The sequence below is a fragment of the Cellulosilyticum sp. genome, assembly GCF_982396655.1.
Map to the genome: position 1 here is coordinate 13,370 of NZ_CEVXFV010000005.1, position 20,193 is coordinate 33,562.

Consider the following 20,193-nt stretch of genomic DNA (forward strand, 5'->3'; position numbering starts at 1 on the left):
AGTGTTGTCTTTTTTTTATGATTTATTGTTTGGTTGTGCTAAGGCATTGTACCAAATAGGGTATATAGTCAGTGTTTCTCTAGGCGTTTCATAGAGGCTACCTAGACGGCCCTTGTAGAGGTTGATACTTTCAGCAAGGAGCAGTGGATGGAAGAAAGTTGGTTTGGGATTGCCGTAGTAATCAATATAGTAGGGACTGCGTTCAATATGGGCGCTTTTTTCATTACTGCCGTATTTAGGTCCGAGTATGGTGCTAGAAGATGTCCTAAGGGCATCAGGATTATTTGTTTCACAAGGCGCTGCAGTTAAAAGATAAATGCCATTGGTATCTACTAAGTATTCAAGGACTGTATGATTTGTGGCTGTTTGAACATTTAATGTAGGATTTAAAATGACTTGGCAGCCCATGCCTGTATAATAACGAATGAGTTCCACGCTATTTAAAGTATCTAAGCCAGTACTTAAGCCGATTTTACCAAAAGGTGTGTCGACGATAGTTGGTGTCGTGCCTTCTGTAAGATAAGTCTTTTCCGAATTCGTTAAATGGATTTGACGATAAGTGCCTAAAATCCCTGTCGGACTTATGAGGACAACGGTGTTATATAATTTGTCAGTTTCAGCATCTTTTTCAAGAAGACCAAAGCCGACATAGAGATTATACTGTTTACAAAAAGCAGTAATGGTTTCAGTAGAAGGACCAGGAACTGTTTCCGCAAGGCTTTCAAGTACGCCAAGGTCCCAATTTGAGCTATAACCAGATAAACTCATTTGTGGGAAAAGTAAAAGGTCCACGTCTGCATTATAAGCTGCTTTCATGGTAGTCGTCATATTTATGAGATTAGACTTGATGCTTCCTGCAATGGGAGAAAAGTTGCTAACAGCCATATTAAGGGATTCAAAAGAGAGTGAAGGCAAACTTGATTTAGAAAGTGTCTCATACCAGTTGGCATAGAGTTCAGGTTTGAGCGTAATCTCTTCATCCTCATAAAGCCTTTCAGAAAAGTCAATGTTGGCGACGAAGATGCCTTCTGACTTCGTATAAATCCCGGCATGCTGCATATTATCTAGGATATTAACCCCTAATTCTATTTTCTTAGGTCCGACAATCATACTACCACCTGGAAATTCAATAGGCATAATGGTAGCACCTTCGTAAGGAATTTCTTCGCCTGTTAAATTACTGCTGGCAATATAGACGTTTTTAAGTGTACTTAGGCCATGAAGACGAGTTTTGTAATACCAACCCCATTTTGTTGCGTTATCTGTACGATAATCATAGGTTTTAGAACTTGCGGTAGGGTTTAAGATAAGGCGGCATCCTTTCGCTGCATAATAACTAGCCATTTCCGGATAGCCATATGTATCATAGCAAATACTAATACCTATAGGTCCCCAAGGTGAATCAAATATAAAAGGCTCTTTTCCCATGGTGCACCAATCCCCTTCATTGCCATTGGGATGGACTTTGTGATAGCTGCCAATAGGGCCGTCTGGGCCAATAATGGCAGCCGCATTGTAAAGGGTCATTGGATTTGTAGCATCCATTTCAGCAAAGCCATAGACAACATACATATTGTACTTCTTACATAAAGTAGCAATTTGATTAGAAGCTGCTGAGGGGTCTGTACTAGGAAAAGTCTCCGCTAATTTATAATGCATTTTAGAGGCCTTAGAAAGAACATTGAGGGGGATGCCATTTTCATGGGTTTGATCGGCATAGCCTGTAAGGGCTAATTCTGGAAAAACCAGCATCTCTACATTGCTTTCACCAGCTTTTATAATCATATTTTTCATTTTCTGCAAGTTAGCTTCTTTATCTCCCCAGGTTGCATCAAAGTTTACAACACCAATGCGGAGGGTATCTTGTAAAGGCTGTTTATGAAAATAGCTGTAGAGGAAAAGTACTGCTAAGAAGAAAAAGCCACATAAGCCCAAGAAAAGAGTCTTCGAGGGACGTTTAAAATAAATAGTCATACAACACCTCTGTTTTGAAATAGACTTGTAAAAATATAATTTTATGTAAAATACTTAATTATAGTATGAAATTAGAGTGGGCATATTGTCAATAACAATAAAAGAAAATCTTTATAAAACATCGTAATTTAAGAAAAGCTAGTATATAATAGGAAAAAAACATATGGCTTCATATGACTTAAGGAGAAGAAATGATTACATTAAAAGAACTTAAAGAAGAAATTATTACTTACGATATTATTACTTATGATGAAAATGGCAATGATGCAGGATATGTAGAAGTAACTTTAACAGACCGCATTATTGAGGTCCCTATGGATTTAAGAGAAGTCAATATAGGACTCATTGCAAGAGAGATTTTAAATCAAGGATTATATAAAGATTAGGGCGCCAAAAGGTGTGCGTACTTTGTGGGTGAGTGAAATGGAGCATGGATAAGTTTAAGTATTTATTTTTCCTGCTCCGTCGCTACGCTCCAAGTCGCGATAGAAATAAAAAACAGACGTTCTAGTTATTGGGAACGTCTGTTTTTTATAGCGTAGGAAGTTTGATTTTTAACTTTATGATGCTAAACTCAAAATTTGAGGTGATTACGTGAGGCGAGTGGCTTTATTATGATTAGGAGGGTGTGACAAGTTTTAGAAATTCGGCTTCTGTGAGGAAGTCTATTTTTTGACCGCGTGCGATAAGGGTAGTGGCACGGCGAAGTTTTGTGCTCATTTGATCTTCACTGAGGGCAAGAGGATTAGGCACGTTAGTGATGACGAGATTTGTTTTGAGTGTCACAGAAGGGGTATAATCTCCGCCTAATTTTTCAATGATAGCAATGGCTTCATGACGTGCCATAGATTGTAGCGGTCCTGTGAAGGCAACGCGTTTGTCTTTAAAGTAAGTGGTATCACTATAAGTTGTAGGTACAGTCTCAGTCATGGTGTCACGACGTTTTGATACTTTACCGATGCCTAAAGAGCCGGCAGAGGTATAGCCGCCTTCATAGAGCTTACCTATTTTAAAGCCTACTGTATCACTTAAAACCTCTAAATCAGTCGTACCGACCTCTTTAGCAATTTCTAAGAAGACATAGGCACAAGCTGTGGCATCAGCCAAGGCGTGGTGATGGTTAAATTTAAAGCCTAAGTGATTTGCGACAGTGTTGAGCTTGGCATTGGGAAGATAACAGAAAAAGTGTCTAGACATGACCATAGTACAACAATAATTTAAAGTAGGAAATGGTATGTCATATAAACTTAAAGTACTTCTTAAGACACTAAAGTCAAAGGAAGCATTATGAGCCACAACCAAGTGCCCTTCTAAGTAAGGCAGTATTTCTGGCCAAAGGGCATCAAATTCTAAGGCATCTTCTACATCACCAGGACGAATACCATGAATCATGATATTCATAGGTGTAAAGCGCATTTCTTTTGGGCGAATAAGCCAATATTTTTCATCTATGATTTTGCCATCTTGTACAATTGTTAAACCTAAAGAACAAGGGCTATTACGTTTTTCATTAGCTGTTTCAAAGTCAATTGCAACAAAGTTCATGGGAACCTCCCTAAAAATACATTATTTTACGATTATAACATAAAAGGCAAGAAGAGGGGGGACGGGTAATTTAGGAAAAAAATAAAAATATGCTACCCGAATATAATAAACTAGTGTATAATAAGGAAGATTTAAGACCAAATCTTATTACTATGTATAAAAGTACATGGCCAATTGTAAATTTAAATATATTTACGATGATGAATAAAAGGAGAGAAAATAAGATGGAGTTTATATGGAATATGATTTATGGTGCCATCATTGGTGTGGCTAATATCATCCCTGGTGTAAGTGGGGGAACAATGGCTGTTGTTCTTAATATTTACGATGAGCTCATTGGGGCTGTAAGTAACTTAAGAAAACAGTTTAAAAAGAATATGATGTTTTTAATTCCTATTGCTATAGGTGCAGGTATTGGTATTATTTTATTTAGTAAGTTAATTGGTTTCTTATTAGAAGCCTATCCAATGCCAGTTAATTTCTTCTTTATGGGGCTTATTATAGGAAGTGTACCGATGATTTATAAGCGTGCCACAGTGAAGAAATTTAATGGCGTTGCGCTCATACCTTTCGTGATTACATTTGCCATTATGTTTGGCATGAGCTTAATTGGTGAAGGTGAAGAGACAGCAAATGCAATTATTACGACAATTACATTAGGCTCAGCTATTAAGCTTATTGTATGCGGCGCTATTGCAGCGGCATGTATGATCTTACCGGGTGTAAGTGGTTCACTTATTTTAGTTGTATTAGGTGTTTATACAAGCGTATTAAATGCTATTTCTACATTTAATATTCCGGTATTAATGTGTGTAGCTATTGGTGTATTAATTGGTCTTTTAGGTGGTGCCAAGTTAATTGATATTTGCCTTAAGAAAAATGAGCAGCTTACTTTCTTTGCCATTTTAGGTTTAGTGGTAGGGTCAATATTCCCAGTACTTAAGGAATCAGGCTTTGCATTCTCAGGTCAATTCATTGTAGCTATTATTACACTTATAATAGGTGCTGCGATTTCATTACTTTTTGCTTCAGAAAAATTCCAAGCTAAAGTAAGAAGAAATAAAGAATTAGTAAAAGCTTAAAAATACATAGAGAAAATAATTAAATAAATAATTAAAGCTTAAGGGATTAGATATAAAAATAAATAGAGAAAACAAAAAAGATGTTATCACCAAATCATTATGAAATGGTGATAACATCTTTTTTTAATGGCTCAGAAAGTTTGCATTTTTATAATAAGCCATATTGTTTTAGTGCATTTTTGAGAATCGCTTCATTTTCAGGTTCCATAGCTACAATTGGTAGACGACAAGATCCTGCCCCCATACCCAACATATTCATAGCTGTTTTAACAGGACTTGGACTTGCTTCAATGAAGAGGGCATGAACAAGGTCAAGCACCTTGATTTGTGCCTCACGGCTTTTGGCAACTTCACCGTTTAAGAAGTCCATAACCATATTGTGTGTATCTTTAGGGATAATATTTGCCATAACAGAGATGACACCTAGACTTCCCATTGAAAGTGCAGGAACTACATTTTGGTCATCCCCTGTATAAATTGCAAAGTCTTCGCCACAAAGCTTACGAATTTCACCAATATGATTAAAATTACATTCTTTGATGCCGACAATATTAGGAATGAGAGAAAGTTCTTTAACAGTAGAAGGTGCCATATCTAAGACAGTACGACCTGGAACATTATAAAGAATAATTGGTAAATTTGTGCTTTCGGCAATCGCCTTAAAGTGAGCGTAGAGCCCTTTTTGTGTTGTTTTATTATAGTAAGGAACAACAGATAAAACGGCATCTGCGCCAGCTTCCTGTGCAAATTTTGTTGTACCAATAGCGTGCATTGTATCATTACTGCCGGCACCAGCGATAACTGGAATGCGGCCATTTACTTTTTTGACACAGCACTCAATAAGTGCTTTATGCTCTTCCATAGGTAATGTAGCAGCCTCGCCAGTTGTACCGCATACAATGATTGCATCAGTACCTTCGGCAATATGCCACTCTACGAGCTCTTCAAATTTATTAAAATCAACTGCGCCTTCTGGTGTAAAAGGTGTGATAATAGCAACACCAGAACCAGTGAAAATTGCTTTTTTCATAAAACTTCCTCCAAGTTTATGGGATTTATAAGACTATTATACGAATTAAATGAAGAAGAGACAAGCCGAAAAGAAAAGTCTTAATATATCCCATATTTTATATAAAGTAGGTATAGTATATTGTATTATAAAAAGAAGGAAGAGGTACCTGTTTATGTGAAAATAAGAAAAGAATTAGAAAAAAATAAGTATGGACTTCAATAAAAGATTTATAAAAAGGACATAAAAAACACATAATAAAATGATAAGCTACTATCAATCATAAGAATATAAAGAATCATTGTAGGAAATAAACGTATGTGTTAAAATAAATCACATGAAATTGGAAGAAAAGTACAAAAGGGAGGACTAGTATGTCGATAGTAAGTTTGATTGGAGGCATCCTTGGATTTGGGATGAGTCTGATTTTATGGATAGTAAGAATTATACTAGCCATTGTAGTAGGAGCAGTAGCGAGTTTAAAAGGGAGAAGTGGCCTTTTATGGGGTCTACTTACATTAGTTTTTCCATGGACATTTTTCATTATTTTCTTCTTAGGAAGAAAGTATCCTAGGTTCCCTGGTGAAATTAGAAATAATGCAGCATTTGCAGGAAGGAATCCTGCCGTTGCCTCTATTATGGCACTTTCAGCAATGATTGCTAAAGCAAATGGAAGTGTTTCAAAAGAAGAAATTCGATTTATTAAAGAATTTATCGTAGGCCGATTTAATATTAATGGTGCTGAACTTAATAATTATGCAGATGCCTTTGATTATGGGAAAAATCACCCAGAGCAGTATACAATCTTTACTGAAATGATTAGAGGCTATTGTTCAGGCTGGACCATTAATATGATAGCTTATCTCTTTGTAGGAATTAGCTTACAAGGTGAAGATAATGGTCAAAAAGAAAGTGAAACAAAGAAGATTTTATATGCTTTAGGCATTTCACCATATGAATATGAACGCATTAAACTTCATTTAACAGGTGGTAATCGCAGCTATCAAGAAAGCTATAATTATTATGGTGGAGGGGCAGCAGCATCTAGTGAAAGTCTTATTAAGAAATACAAAGCAGTACTTGGTGTAAGTGAAGATACGACACTTGCGGAGGTAAAAAAAGCCTACCGTAAGCTTGTTAAAGAATATCACCCAGATAAACTTGCAGCAAGTGGTATGCCAGAAGACTACGTAGAATTTGCCAACCAAAAAATACGTGAAATCAATGAAGCTTATGAGTACCTAGAAAAAAATCTTAAATAAATATACTATTAAATGTATAAAAAAAGAGAAACATGTGCATCCTCTAGAAAACATTTAGGAGGTAGGCTATGAACCAAGTTAATTTAATGGGTAATGTTACAAAGGATATTGAATTGCAAGAAGCAGCCACAGGTACAAAATATGTACAATTTAGGATTGCAGTCCATACAAGAAGTGAAAAGGCTAATGCGAATTTCATAGATATAGTGGCCTTCAATAAACAAGCCGAAATCCTTTCACAATATGTGAAAAAAGGCAGTAGAATTTGTATAGAGGGTCATTTAACAGATTCTCAATATATTGACCATGAAGGGAATAAACGCAATACACTCAAAGTTATTTTAGATCATTTTGAGTTTGCAGATACAAAGAAAGAAGTAGCAGATCAAGAAGAAATCGCTGCTTCAAAAGAATAGGTAATTTTTAAGATAAAGAAGGATGTGTTACAAAATCTTTGATGAATTTGTAACACATCCTTCTTTGGTGTGCGTCACGCTCTTAATTTTGACTTGTGCCTGATTTGGCGAATATGATGATAAGTCCAATAATGACAAGTAAGATAGGCCAAACAAGAGAGTTACTAAAGATGAGATTCCAGATGTTGCCAAATACCATACTTGCAAAACTTATCCCGGCCACTAAGGTTAAGATGCCAACAGGAATTAAAAGTCCTGAATTACGTGGTTTGCTAAATAGATAAAGTTGAAAAAGTCCTACAGCAGGTGCCAAAATATAGACTGGCCAAGTATAGGCACTAAAGTGCCAATTAGTAAATACCTCAAAGAAGAAGAGCAGGCCAATCGTTGTTAAAATTCCACCAGGAACAAGTACCCCAGGTGCACGCCCTGAAGTAAAGTAACCGACTTCAAAACAAAGTCCAGGAATAAGCACAGCTAATGGCCAAAGATTCCACAGATGCAAAAAGCTAAAATTAAAGAAATGACCTAAAACACCTAATAATCCAATAGCAACAAAAATAATCCCCACAGTTATATTGTCTCTACTCATATGAAACTCCTTTTATAATATAGATTTAAAATCAAGCCATATTACACTTTGTTAAGTCCCTATACAAGTCATAAATACTGTCAATAACATCATAAAGAGGTTAGCTTAAAGCCAAGCTAATAATCTTGGCTTTAGTATAATACAAAACCTTGGTATTTAAAATATAAATTAACAAAAAAGTATAAATATAAAAATAAAATAAAGTTAAATAAAATTAATTATATAAAATTAAAAATAAATAAAAGTGTTGCAAATTAAAAGTAATTAAGTTATACTATAGAAGAAATGGCCCATTGGTCAAGCGGTCAAGACGTCACCCTCTCACGGTGAAATCATGGGTTCGATTCCCGTATGGGTCACTAGTTAAAAGAGATAAGCAGCGAGTATCAATAGATACAGTGCTTATCTCTTTTTTTGTTTCAGTGTGTAATACCTAAAAGTGTAGTAAAATAATGAAAAAATTAGGCTATCTGAAGATATCGTTTAAGCATTGCACAGAGTGTATGAATAAAAGGCTGTAAATTAAAATCCTAATACAGCTTTCTATGATAAAATAAATTCATAGAAGGCTATTTTTGTGGGAAGAAGAGAAAGATTAAGTGAGGGTAAGAAAAATATGCAATGGATGAGAGCAATATTAGCTCAAGTAGTTAGGCGTAATAAATTGAATAAGTATAGAGAGTAAGAAGAGATGGTGTTAAAACAGTATAAGAAGCATGTGTTGTTTTTACATTTAAAGTTGACGTGCTTATTGGGGGACTATTAATTATCTTTATAATTTCTCATGATGATAATATTAGAAAGTATTGTAATAATTTAGTTGAGATTAAAAATAAGCAGTGCTTGGTGCACACAATCCAATAGTCTGGTTGAAAATGGTTATAATACATAATTAAGAGCCAGAGGATAATGTTAGTAGGCTAGTAGTAATTTGTAGACAGTAAGCAAACAAGGATAAGGCGGATATTGCAAAGTTAACAAGTATAGGGGGTGTGGCACCTCCTATTATGGATACACATTATGCGGCACCAGCTATGCAAAAGCTGAAGAGATGGGGCTTATTGACCTAACAGCTTATCCTATGAAGACATGGTCAGAGATTATGCCAAATGAAGAAAAAGTAGAAGTAGAGGGTAAGCAAGTTGATTTAAAAGATATACCTGTAAGGCATTATAATGGAAAACTTATGTTACTCCTTAAGAGCCTATTGAATTTAAGGTGAATTTTTTATTAAAAACTTTAGGGAAACGTTATCTTTTAGAACATATATAGGAGTGTAAGCACAAATAATTCAAACGCCAATACAGAAGGCTTACTTATAAGCTATAAACCAATAGTGCTTTGGCATGCGGTGGAGGTGGAGAGGATGCATAGACGTAGCCGCCATGATTAGGAGGACTTACACAGAGTAAATAAAGTTATTACTTATACTTTAAAATCAAATATTTAAGACTTTAGGTACCTCAACATGTAGAAGTCTTAAGATTTGGCCTCCCAGCTTGTTTGATTTTTGGAGGTTTTGCACTATTTAAGAAAGTAAGAAACGCAATGGACACTAGAAGAACTGGGAGGCTTTTGGCGGAAATTGTGGGAAGACATCTTTAAATGGTGCAAAGCAGAAGGAAATCGGGAGTTTAAAGTGTGGTGCAAACTCAGAACTTGAGTTGATAATGCAAGGCTAGTTGGTTTATTTATGCTGCACTTGAAGCATACTTAAAGTCTAATAGTATAGAAGTAAATGCTAAATGCCCTTAAGCATGGAGATGAGCTTAAGGGCATTTAGTCTATCAATATTAAAGATATCAATTGAAGATATCAATATTAAAGATATCAATTGAAGATATCAATATTAAAGATATCATTATACACGCAAGCAGATATAAGAAACACCAGTTAATATTGAAATTGAAATTATGTATAAAATCGCTACTTGGTATTTTGCGTAAAATGACATAATAAAGAAACTCCTTTTAATTTTATAATATATAAATATTCTATCATAAGTAGATTTATATTATATGATAAATATCACACAAAGTAAAGTTTATCTATAGGAGAAGTTGGAATTAAATTAAAAGTAAATGATTAAAAATTAAGATTTATATTAGAAGAGATGGGAAAATAGGGGATTAACTAGATAAAGTTATATTTTTAATACAGATTCAAAAATTATGTTGTGCAATATGCTAAATAAAAGTGAGAGATGGAAAACTAATGTAAGGGAAAAATATACATAAAATTATAGTATAAAATAAAAAAATCAAGCCAAAGAGGGTGAAAGTTACTTGACAAAAAGACTGTTTAATCATATAATATTATTAATGTATTTAAAGCAACTTCTAAATTTCACATGTTATCAGAAACTATATTGCCCTTATCGACAATGCAGCAGATGGTATAGAAAAGGGGAATCTTGTTTGTGACAACATGTGAATTTTATTTTTTGGCTTGTAAATATGTGTAATTATTTTTAAGGAGGTACCACTATGAATCAAGGTACAGTTAAATGGTTTAACGCAGAAAAAGGATTTGGATTTATCGCTAGAGAAGATGGAGATGACGTTTTCGTACATTTCTCAGCTATTCAAGGTGACGGATTCAAAACTCTTGAAGAAGGCCAAAAAGTAACTTTCGATATCGTTCAAGGAAACCGTGGCGACCAAGCTGCAAACGTAACTAAAGCTTAATTTTTATTAAGTTCAAAAGGCTCTTACATTACTTGTTAATGTAAGAGCCTTTTTTTGATAGAGTAGAAAGGTTATTTCTTGAGTTTTAGCGTTCAATTGTAACATGTCTGCGAGGCAGTTTCATCTTGATGGCTTTTTCAATCTCTGATAAGGTTGCCTCATTTTTAGGATCTACGAACATACAGGTATAGCCTTCTTCACCAGCACGGCCAGTACGACCGATACGATGGATATAAGTTTCTGGTGTTTCTGGAATATCGTAATTGTAAATATGTGTTACCCCTGTAACATCTAAGCCTCTTGCGGCAACGTCTGTTGCAACGAGATATTGGATATCAGCATTTCTAAAGGATTTCATAATGCGTTCGCGTTTAGATTGAAGGATATCACTATGAAGTTTTGCCACATTGTAATGACGTGATTTTAAAGCTTCATATAAAGTATCTACACGGCGTTTTGTACGACAGAAGATGATGGCTAAGAAAGGATTATCTTCTTCAAGGACTTTACAAAGAGAAGCTTGTTTCCAGCGGTCGGTAGTTTCTACAAGTTCTTGGCGGATACCTGAAAGTGTGACTTCTTTTTTTGTGATAGTTACAACAGCAGGGTCTTTTGTATAACGATAAGCAAGCTTTTTCACGGCAGCCTCCATGGTGGCTGAGAAGCATAGTGTCTGGCGTTTTTTAGGAAGCTGTGAAATAATGGATTCTACTTCATTTTTAAAGCCCATGAAAAGCATTTGGTCCGCTTCGTCTAATACGAAAGTTTTGGTTTGATGTAAATCGATGGTTTTACGCCCAATATAATCTAAAAGACGACCAGGTGTGGCAATGACGACATGTGCACCATTGTTTAACTTTTTAATTTGTTTATTTGGATCTTTGCCACCATAAACAGCAAGGACATTAATACCACGGTCTTTCGCTAGTTTTTCAGCCTCTGTAGTAATTTGAAGGGCAAGTTCCCTTGTTGGTGAAAGAATAAGCACTTGTACATGATGTGCCTTTACATTGATTTGCTCAAAAAGAGGCAGTAAGAAGGCAAGTGTTTTACCTGTACCAGTTTGAGCTTGTCCGATTACATCTTTCCCCATTTTAATAAGTGGAATGGCTTGTTCCTGTATAGGGGTAGGTGTAGTGATGCCGGAGTGTTTTAATATTTTAATTGTATCTTCATTAATTCCAAGTGATTTAAAATTCATAAGTTTGTACCTTCCATAACGTAAGCTTTAAGTTCATAACTTTCATCATATCATAAAACTGACTTAATGAATAGTAGGCATATATCATTTTGAGAGGCCTTGATTATAAAAAAAGCCTACGGAAAATAACATATGCCTAGAGAGCTATGTCTTCCTAAGGCTTTTACTAGCAAGCATCTTAGGACGCCAGTCATTTATGCTTGTAAAGTTGCTACTATGATTGCAAAGCAGCTTCATAAATGCTGTTGACATAAGGCCAGTTGATAACGTTGAACCAGTTTTCAATGTAGCGATCACGGTTGTTTTGTTGTTTTAGATAATAAGCATGTTCCCAAACATCGATTGCAAGAAGTGGGATGAGATTAAGTGGAAGCGGTGTATATTGATTACGAGTTGTAATAATTTCAAGGCGTCCGCCAGGTGTTAAAACAAGCCAAGCATAACCAGACCCAAAGACACTAAGGGCAGCAGCAGTAAATGCACGTTTAAAGTTAGAATAAGAGCCAAATTCACGATTAATAGCGGTAGAAATAGTGCCTGAAGGGAGCATATTACCTTCAGGAGAAAGTGTATTCCATATAAAAGAATGATTATAATGGCCGCCACCGTTATTGAGAATGGCACTTTTTACATCACTAGGGAGCATATCGGCATAAGTAAGCATTTGAGCTAAGGTATAAGCATAAAGTTCTGGATATCTAGAGATGGCATCATTTAAGTTATTGACATAAGTTTGATGATGGCGATCATGATGGATTCGCATTGTTTCTGCATCAATATAAGGCTCAAGGGCATCATAAGCAAAGGGGAGTGGTGGCAGTACAAAACGAGCTTTTAAATCATTAGGAAGTAATGCATCAACTTCTGCGTTAAAAACAGGCGCATTTATGGGCATGGTATTGAGGATATTAGCAGTTGTTTGCTGGGTTTGTTGATTTTGTGAATTCTGTGTGGCGACTTCTGTGTCTTGCATCTCGGGTGGATCTGTATTACGCAGTGCAGAGGCACTTTTGGCTAAGGAGGCATGACCAAGAGAAGATAAAGAAGCTGTTGAGAGTAGTAATAAGTTTAATATATTATTATTCATAATGAATTCCTCTTCGTAAAATTAATTCACTATCATAATATTAATGTGGATGAAATTTGGATAATAAAAAACACCTAAAAAGGAAAAAAATACAAGTTCTCCTTTTTAGGTGTTAATTTTTTATGAGAGTTTAACAAAATCTACGAGGTAACTTATGCGGTCTGCATGCATTTGCTTGGAGATAATCATTTCATAGCTACTAGGTACAGTATCCATAACCTCATTAAGATAAACCTTAAAGTGCATTGCATCTGAGCGTTTCATTTCTATAGTAGAGACAGGTGAAAAATGAACATCATCTTTTAAATGATAGTAGTCTCTGTAATAAGAATAAATAAGCCTAGTTAAAATGGCATCGAAAGTTTTATCACTATCGATTAGATTCGTATCATCACTTGGGTTAAAAGCAAGTTCAAAGAAAGTAGAGGTAAGTGTTGTAGCATTTATTTTGATTGAGAGCTTTTCACCACCTAGGAGCGGGGTGATAGGTACTGTTTCTAGGGTACTTATACTTGGTGTTTTGCTTAAAAAGTCAGCCTTACGGACAACAATCTCCATAGGTTTACTGGATTTAAGATTGGTTCTAAGCGCATTTAAAAGCTGAGGACTTGGTGACTTAAAAGGTAAAACCAGATAGCGATTATTTTTAATAGCATCCTTGAGAAGTATTTCACCTTCTTCAGGTGTTGTGCTTGCATCTTTTACTAAATCTGCTAGATTTGTATCACCTGCACTGATTTTTGTATGCCCCTTATAACTATCCGTTGTAGTTGAATAAGGCGTGGGTGATGTAAAACTTAGGGAAGCGTCATTTTCAGCATAAGTATAATTTAAGACCGTAAAAAATTGTGTAGGGATATAAATAACATCATTAATAAGGGCAATAGGTGATGAAAGTGTAAAAGTTGTATTGCCGACCTTTAGTAAGCGACTGTCGATGTCAGTTTTAATCGTTGTGCCATTGAAGTCAATGACTAAAGAGTTGTCAGTCTGTGTATAAGAACTATACGTTAGTTGGTTTAAGTCCTCCAAGCTAATGTAAGTTGTATCATCTTTTGAAAGAACCTTATGTATAGGTTGGTAAAGAAAATCGTTAAGATAGATAGTCTTGGTCGTATTTGCATAGAGTGGTGTGATGAAGAGTACCAGTACGACTAAGAACAGGAGTAAATGTTTTTTCATAAAGTACCACCTTTTTTATTTAACAATATATCATAACTCACATAAAATGTAAATAAATTGCCAATTTAAACATGAATTAAAAAAATAATGAGTAGTAGTTAAACGGGCAAATCTCTTGTTTTGAGATTATAGGTGGTGTTATGATAGGGTGACGCCCTGAACTAGTTTTTGTCTGGACGCAAGATTTAAATGAGAGGGAAGAAATAAAATGGAATCATTAAATGTAGCAGCAATCAATGCCAATGAACTTCTTTTATTATTAGGAATAATTGGCGTAATCGGTATTTTAGGGGGATGGGTAAGCGAAAAAATTAATATACCTGATGTGGTGATTTATTTATTATTAGGTATTATTGTAGGTCCTATGTTTTTAAATATGGTCAATGTAGATACATTTCCAACAGCTAATGAGATAATTATTAGTTTTGGTTCAGCGTTTATCTTGTATGAAGGTGGACGTGAGGTCAAATTAAAAGTACTGAGCAAAGTGAAGGTGTCGGTAGGATTACTGGCGACTTTGGGTGTTGTAATTTCTATGCTTGTAGTAGGCTTTGGCGTATACATAGTATTTGGTGTACCATTTAGTGTGAGTTTATTATTAGGTGCGATTATAGCATCAACAGACCCAGCTAGTTTAATACCAGTGTTTGGACAGGTTTCTATTGTGAAAAAACTTAAACAAACTGTTATTAGTGAATCAGCTTTTAATGATGCAGTAGGTGCGATTCTTGTAACAACTTTAGTTTCAATTGTGGTTTCAAATGAGTTTACACTTAGTAAAAGCATGATGGAACTTTTAATGATGATTGGTGTAGGTACAGCCGTAGGGATTGTGATTGGATTTGGCACCGAGATGCTATCTTGTGAAAAAACTTATGGTATTTTTAGAGAGTTTGGTCCAATTTTATCTGTACTAGCAGTAATTTTTGCCTATGAAATTACAGATAAGCTTCATGGTAGTGGTTATATGGCTGTCTTTATTGCAGGCCTTATTTCAGGTAATAAAAAACAATTTGGCTTATGGGCACCAGAAGAAAGTTTCGTATCAGCAACTCATTTTAGAGAAAATATTGCAACACTTTCAAGAATGGCAATCTTCATTGTATTAGGAACACATGTAGACCTTAAATCACTTATTGCTTATGGTCCGAAGGCACTGATTATAGTTGCAATCTTAATGCTTATTGCAAGGCCACTGGTAGTACTTGTATGTACATTGCCAGATAAAAATGCGGCATGGAGCAAAAATGAAAAATTATTTATGATGTGGGTAAGAGAAACAGGTGTAATTCCGGCAGCTTTATCAGGGATGGTTGTTTCAATGAAAGTCCCAGGATATGAAATGATTTCTTCAGTAGTATTTATGACAATCCTAATTACACTTTTACTTCAAGCAAGTACAACAAAATGGATGGCTAAAAAATTAAATGTATTAGAAGCAAACTCAGAAGGTCATTAATATGGCGTAGCCAATCAAATATAAAATAGATAAATATGAGAAGATAAAAAGAAATAATTAATAAGTCACTTTTGAAGACAAAAAATATAAAGATAAAAAATAGGTATCATGAAATGCATGATACCTATTTCAGATTGTTGACAAATGAATTTTCCCAAAATAAACTCACAAATTAAGTGAGGATTATTCAAGAAAATCTATTAAAATAGGGGTAAAAAGAGCAGTTTAGGTCCATTTTTACCTCTGTTTTCTATTTCTAGACTAGTAAAATACTATGGAAAAGTTAATTGTCTACAGCCTGAAATAGGTATCATGAAATGCATGATACCTATTTTTTTATTTTTTATAAAGTAGGAAAGTTTAATTTTTCTATTTTATAAAAAATGTATGAGCCCTTTGTTTGTAGATTTGTGATGAGTCGTAAGGGCTAACGCTATTAGTGGCTTAATTCCTGAAGTAATTCAAAGAAGTTAGGGAATGAGATAGCTACACAATCTGGATTTAATAAGGTAGAAGGCGTAGAAGCAAGGCTTGCTGCAATTGTAAGGGACATAGCGATACGGTGATCGTGGTAACTTTCTAAAGTTGCCCCTTGAAGTGGATAGCCACCTTCAATAATAAAACCATCTTCCTTGGTTGTCATATGTGCGCCCATTTTTGTAAGCTCTGTGTAAAGGGTATCAATACGGTCAGATTCTTTGACGCGGAGTTCTTTAGCATCTTTAATAACGGTGGTTCCTTCAGCAAAGAGAGCGGCCACAGCAAGAGCTGGAATTTCATCAATGAGTGTAGGAATAATGCTACCACCAACTGTTGTTCCGTGAAGTTTAGAATAACGTACACGAAGATCGCATACTGGCTCGCCGCCTACGATTTGTTCATTAAATGGGGTAATGTCACCGCCCATTTCTAAAAGGACATCTAAGATGCCACGTCTTGTAGGATTGATTCCTACATTTTTAATAACGATATCACTGCCAGGTGTAATAAGACCAGCTACCATAAAGAATGCAGCAGAAGAAATATCACCAGGCACCACAATAGGAATGGCACGTAGTTCATCACAAGGCATAATGGTAACTTTAGTACCGTCACGCTTAATGGTTGCACCAAGTGCTTCGAGCATACGTTCTGTATGGTCGCGAGATACAAATGGCTCAATGACTGTAGTAGGTGAGTCGGCATATAGACCGGCAAGCAAAATAGCTGATTTAACTTGTGCACTGGCTACTGGTGATTCATAAGTAATACCCTTTAACGCATGTGGCTTGATATGAAGTGGACAGAAGTTATCATCTTTAGCTTCAATAGTAGCCCCCATTTGGCTAAGTGGTAGTGTGACACGTTTCATAGGACGTTTTTGAATAGAAGCATCACCTGTAAGGGTCGTTTCAAAATCCTGTCCTGATAAGATACCAGAAATTAGGCGTACAGTAGTCCCACTATTGCCGCAGTCTAAGATGTCGTTGCTTTTTGTAAGTCCATGAAGGCCTTTACCATGAACAGTAACATCACTACCATTAATTTCAATTTCAATGCCTAATTTACGGAAGCATGAAATCGTTGAAAGACAGTCTGCACCCATTAAGAAGTTTGTGATATGAGTTGTACCGAGTGCTAAACTACCGAACATAACAGCACGGTGTGAAATAGATTTATCAGAAGGCACTTCCATGGTACCTCTTAAGCTAGTGATTGGTTGAATAAGCATAAAAGCCTCCTTTATAAAATCATTTAGTAATATAGATTTCACATTTATAAAATTTAGTTATTCATGATTTTTAGTCATGTGAAATCATTGAGAGAAACTTATTTGCCTACATGTATATTTCAAGGTTTTAGTTGGTTTCTCTATAAAAGCGTTTAGTAATAAATATTATAGCGATGTTTAGAAAGAATTTCTGTCGCTTGTAAAAGGTCAGATTTGCTACCGACTACAATTTTAAGAACACCTGAATCAAATTCACGGTCACTGATAATACCGATATTCTTGATGTTGATTTGATGCGCACTAAGAAGTGAAGCAATGGCTGCAATAGCACCAGGTTCATCTTTTGCATCTACATGAAGAGCATAAGTTTTAGCAATTTCACTTGTAGCACCTTCTTTGAAGGTATTGCGGTAAATGCGTGCTGTATCAAAGTAAGTATAAAGTCCATCTTCATCATTATTTTCAAGTATCTCCAAAAAGTGATCTAAGATATGGCGGTAACTTTCAAAAACACGCATAATCTGATCTTTGTTTGATAAACAAATACCTGTCCAAATATTAGGATTGGAAGAGGCGATGCGTGTTAAATCTTTGAAGCCTCCAGCAGCGAGAGCATGGAGATGGCGATTTGTACCATCATTATCACGAATAAGATGTACGAGGCTACTTGCTACAATATGTGGTAAATGACTAATGTTGGCTGTGGCATAGTCATGATAGGTTGCAGATAAAACAAGTGGTAATGCCCCCATGCGCTCAATGAGTTTTTGTAAGATAAAGAGGATGAAATCAGGTGTATCCCCCATAGGTGTTAACATATAGTAGGCATTTTCAAAAAGTTGTGGTGATGAAGCACTATAACCGAAGCGTTCAGAACCTGTCATCGGATGTCCACCTACGAAGTAAACACGTTTTTGACTTTCTTCAATAAGTTGAGTAATTTTTGAAGCAATCTCATACTTTGTGCTTCCTACATCTGTTAGAATACAGTCATTACGGACATGAGGCAAAAGGCCTGTAACAATTTCAGCTGTTTTTGAAACAGGTGTACAAATAAAAATGACGCTACAGCTTGTAAAATCAGAAGTACAGTTTTGAGCAATATTATCAATAATGCCTTCTTCATAAGCTGTTTTAAGATCAGCTGAATTTAAATCATAAGCTGTAATATAACTATTTTGGACATGAACATTTTTAAATGCTTTTGCGATAGATCCCCCAATAAGACCAAGGCCAATAATTCCGATATGCATGAAATCCTCCTTGCGTGTCAATAAAATCCTATCATAAATAAAATGTATAGAAAATGACGTATAAATTTTATGTTTTATAGATAATTATATATTTTTTTTGGAGTTTTGTATAGACTATAGATTTCACATTTATAAAATATAGGTATTCATAGTTTTGCGTTATGTGAAATCATTAGGAGAAACCTATTTAAGTATATGTATATTTTAAGATTTTAGTTGGTTTCTCTATATGTAAAAAAGTAGCCTATTTAAAGAGAGAACTCTTTGTAGGCTACTTTTAGATAGATTTGTGCTTATTTCTCAAAGAAATGTTTGTCATGTAAGTGACGAATGTTTGCATAAGATGGAATTCCGTTTGCAAAGCTAAGGTGTGACTCACCTGCGATAAGTGGTCTTAGATAATTAACAAATTCTTCTGTAATATCATTACCCTGTGGCGTAATCCATTCTTTAGGTACTTCTTTTTCAAGATTTGCAATTTGACTGATATCGTAGCTGAAGATTTCTGTTTCATATGGCGTATTACTTACACGTTTGTAGCAAAGCATTTTAGCTGTTTCGCCTTGTGCGCCTGCCATGGCAGCAGCTTTACCAATTGCTACAGCTTCATTTAAATCTGTTAAAGAAGCGATATGTCCACCTGCACGTTGTAATACGTTAAGTTCTACAGAACGTACTTTGCAGCCAAGAGCATCTTTAAGTGTGTTTTCTAATGTTTTACCTGCACCGCAAAGTTGTTTGTGTCCGAAAGCATCTATTGTACTTGAAGAAGCTGAAATATACTCACCATTTATATCTTTAATACCTTCTGAAATAGCCACAATAACATTTTTACGTTTTTTACGTACTTCTTGTACATCTTCAATAAAACGTTCTATGCTAAATGGTACTTCTGGTAAATAAATAAGGTCTGGTGCTGGAGAATATTCAGTACGAGCAAGAGCAGCAGCAGCAGTAAGCCAACCTGCATTTCTTCCCATAATCTCCACGATAGTTACAGACGGAATATTATAAATATAAGTGTCATGAGCGATTTCAAGTAAAGATGTTGCTACATATTTTGCAGCACTTCCGAATCCTGGTGTATGGTCTGTAATCGGTAAATCATTATCAATTGTTTTTGGAATACCAATGACATTGATATTTTTGTTATTTTCTTTTGCATAATGAGATAATTTAAGAACGGTGTCCATAGAGTCATTGCCACCAATATAAAAAACAGTAGTAATATGATGAGTTTCAAAGAAATCAAAAAGCATTGTGTAAACATCTTCCGAATGTTCACAAGTAGGAAGTTTAAAACGACAAGAACCTAAATACATAGCAGGTGTATGTGTAAGTTGGTCAAGAGATTCTTGAGTCGTAAATAAAGAAGAAAGTTCAAGGTACTTACCTTGTAATAAACCTTCAATACCGTTTACCATACCGTATACTTTATCATATAAGCCATTTTCTAAAATTCCTTGTAGTACCCCACTTAAAGAGGCATTAATAGCGGCAGTAGGTCCACCTGACTGTCCAATAATACAATTGCCTTTAATAATATTCGTCATGTGTAAGCTCCTTTCAATAGTCCGTAGAATATCACAGTACATGATAGCAGAGAAATAAGAAACGGTCAAATAAAAACATTTTATGCGATGAAAATACACATTATAAGAGGTCTTTATAGTCAAAAAAAAGGCAAGGGCTATAATGAAATTAAGCAATAGATAAAAGGCATTCAAGGAGTA

The 20,193-nt window shown here is 35.2% G+C and carries 17 protein-coding genes and 1 tRNA gene; 8 read left to right on the forward strand and 10 right to left on the reverse strand.

Annotated elements, in window-relative coordinates; translation table 11 throughout:
* Positions 1-15 precede the first annotated feature (15 nt).
* Positions 16-1,974, reverse strand: coding sequence for a carbon-nitrogen hydrolase family protein (locus tag AC1VAQ_RS03370; RefSeq protein WP_303244099.1), 1,959 nt, complete (start codon positions 1,972-1,974; stop codon positions 16-18).
* Between the two features lie 191 nt (positions 1,975-2,165).
* Between AC1VAQ_RS03370 and AC1VAQ_RS03375 the strand changes: the two genes are divergently transcribed.
* Complete coding sequence (locus tag AC1VAQ_RS03375; protein ID WP_303244100.1) at positions 2,166-2,360, forward strand: hypothetical protein; 195 nt, start codon at positions 2,166-2,168, stop codon at positions 2,358-2,360.
* Between the two features lie 232 nt (positions 2,361-2,592).
* On the opposite strand, the gene AC1VAQ_RS03380 is transcribed toward AC1VAQ_RS03375, so the two are convergent.
* Positions 2,593-3,519, reverse strand: a complete 927-nt coding sequence (locus tag AC1VAQ_RS03380; protein ID WP_303244101.1) for an exonuclease domain-containing protein — start codon at positions 3,517-3,519, stop codon at positions 2,593-2,595.
* Positions 3,520-3,743: 224 nt separating this feature from the next.
* Between AC1VAQ_RS03380 and AC1VAQ_RS03385 the strand changes: the two genes are divergently transcribed.
* Positions 3,744-4,601, forward strand: a complete 858-nt coding sequence (locus tag AC1VAQ_RS03385) for a DUF368 domain-containing protein (protein ID WP_303244102.1) — start codon at positions 3,744-3,746, stop codon at positions 4,599-4,601.
* Positions 4,602-4,749: 148 nt separating this feature from the next.
* Here AC1VAQ_RS03385 and dapA read toward each other — a convergent pair whose 3' ends face one another.
* The gene (gene dapA / locus AC1VAQ_RS03390) at positions 4,750-5,631 is read right to left on the reverse strand and encodes a 4-hydroxy-tetrahydrodipicolinate synthase (RefSeq protein WP_303244103.1); all 882 of its coding nucleotides are present in this window, start codon (positions 5,629-5,631) and stop codon (positions 4,750-4,752) included.
* Between the two features lie 353 nt (positions 5,632-5,984).
* Between dapA and AC1VAQ_RS03395 the strand changes: the two genes are divergently transcribed.
* A complete protein-coding gene (locus tag AC1VAQ_RS03395; protein WP_303244104.1) occupies positions 5,985-6,872 on the forward strand; it encodes a DnaJ domain-containing protein in 888 nt (295 codons plus the stop codon).
* 68 nt (positions 6,873-6,940) lie between these two features.
* A complete protein-coding gene (locus tag AC1VAQ_RS03400; protein ID WP_303244105.1) occupies positions 6,941-7,288 on the forward strand; it encodes a single-stranded DNA-binding protein in 348 nt (115 codons plus the stop codon).
* Between the two features lie 82 nt (positions 7,289-7,370).
* Here the strand turns inward: AC1VAQ_RS03400 and AC1VAQ_RS03405 are convergent, their stop codons facing one another.
* Complete coding sequence (locus tag AC1VAQ_RS03405; protein WP_303244106.1) at positions 7,371-7,880, reverse strand: hypothetical protein; 510 nt, start codon at positions 7,878-7,880, stop codon at positions 7,371-7,373.
* A gap of 287 nt (positions 7,881-8,167) precedes the next feature.
* Here AC1VAQ_RS03405 and AC1VAQ_RS03410 point away from each other — a divergent pair.
* The 3 genes from AC1VAQ_RS03410 (at position 8,168) to AC1VAQ_RS03420 (ending at position 10,567) form a co-directional block, all read left to right on the forward strand.
* Positions 8,168-8,239, forward strand: a tRNA-Glu gene (locus AC1VAQ_RS03410).
* A gap of 692 nt (positions 8,240-8,931) precedes the next feature.
* Positions 8,932-9,102 (forward strand): hypothetical protein, encoded by a 171-nt coding sequence (locus AC1VAQ_RS03415; protein WP_479903457.1) that lies wholly within the window; start codon positions 8,932-8,934, stop codon positions 9,100-9,102.
* A 1,264-nt stretch (positions 9,103-10,366) separates the two neighbouring features.
* On the forward strand, positions 10,367-10,567 hold the full coding sequence (locus AC1VAQ_RS03420) for a cold-shock protein (RefSeq protein ID WP_302597868.1): 201 nt from the start codon (positions 10,367-10,369) through the stop codon (positions 10,565-10,567).
* Between the two features lie 85 nt (positions 10,568-10,652).
* Here AC1VAQ_RS03420 and AC1VAQ_RS03425 read toward each other — a convergent pair whose 3' ends face one another.
* The 3 genes from AC1VAQ_RS03425 to AC1VAQ_RS03435 all read right to left on the reverse strand — a co-directional run bounded on the left by AC1VAQ_RS03425 (position 10,653) and on the right by AC1VAQ_RS03435 (position 14,037).
* Complete coding sequence (locus tag AC1VAQ_RS03425; RefSeq protein WP_302597870.1) at positions 10,653-11,768, reverse strand: DEAD/DEAH box helicase; 1,116 nt, start codon at positions 11,766-11,768, stop codon at positions 10,653-10,655.
* 214 nt (positions 11,769-11,982) lie between these two features.
* Positions 11,983-12,855, reverse strand: a complete 873-nt coding sequence (locus AC1VAQ_RS03430; protein WP_479903458.1) for a superoxide dismutase — start codon at positions 12,853-12,855, stop codon at positions 11,983-11,985.
* A gap of 120 nt (positions 12,856-12,975) precedes the next feature.
* Entirely contained in the window at positions 12,976-14,037 is a 1,062-nt protein-coding gene (locus AC1VAQ_RS03435; RefSeq protein WP_479903459.1) for a stalk domain-containing protein, read from the reverse strand.
* Between the two features lie 208 nt (positions 14,038-14,245).
* Here AC1VAQ_RS03435 and AC1VAQ_RS03440 point away from each other — a divergent pair, with 208 nt between their 5' ends.
* Positions 14,246-15,496, forward strand: coding sequence for a cation:proton antiporter (locus AC1VAQ_RS03440; RefSeq protein ID WP_479903460.1), 1,251 nt, complete (start codon positions 14,246-14,248; stop codon positions 15,494-15,496).
* A gap of 436 nt (positions 15,497-15,932) precedes the next feature.
* Here AC1VAQ_RS03440 and aroA read toward each other — a convergent pair whose 3' ends face one another.
* The 3 genes from aroA to AC1VAQ_RS03455 all read right to left on the reverse strand — a co-directional run bounded on the left by aroA (position 15,933) and on the right by AC1VAQ_RS03455 (position 20,013).
* A complete protein-coding gene (aroA, locus tag AC1VAQ_RS03445; protein ID WP_302597879.1) occupies positions 15,933-17,207 on the reverse strand; it encodes a 3-phosphoshikimate 1-carboxyvinyltransferase in 1,275 nt (424 codons plus the stop codon).
* Positions 17,208-17,359: 152 nt separating this feature from the next.
* Positions 17,360-18,460 carry a prephenate dehydrogenase gene (locus AC1VAQ_RS03450; RefSeq protein ID WP_302597881.1) on the reverse strand — a complete coding sequence of 367 codons (1,101 nt, stop codon included), beginning with the start codon at positions 18,458-18,460 and terminating at the stop codon, positions 17,360-17,362.
* 293 nt (positions 18,461-18,753) lie between these two features.
* Positions 18,754-20,013 carry a 6-phosphofructokinase gene (locus tag AC1VAQ_RS03455; RefSeq protein WP_479903461.1) on the reverse strand — a complete coding sequence of 420 codons (1,260 nt, stop codon included), beginning with the start codon at positions 20,011-20,013 and terminating at the stop codon, positions 18,754-18,756.
* Positions 20,014-20,193 lie beyond the last annotated feature (180 nt).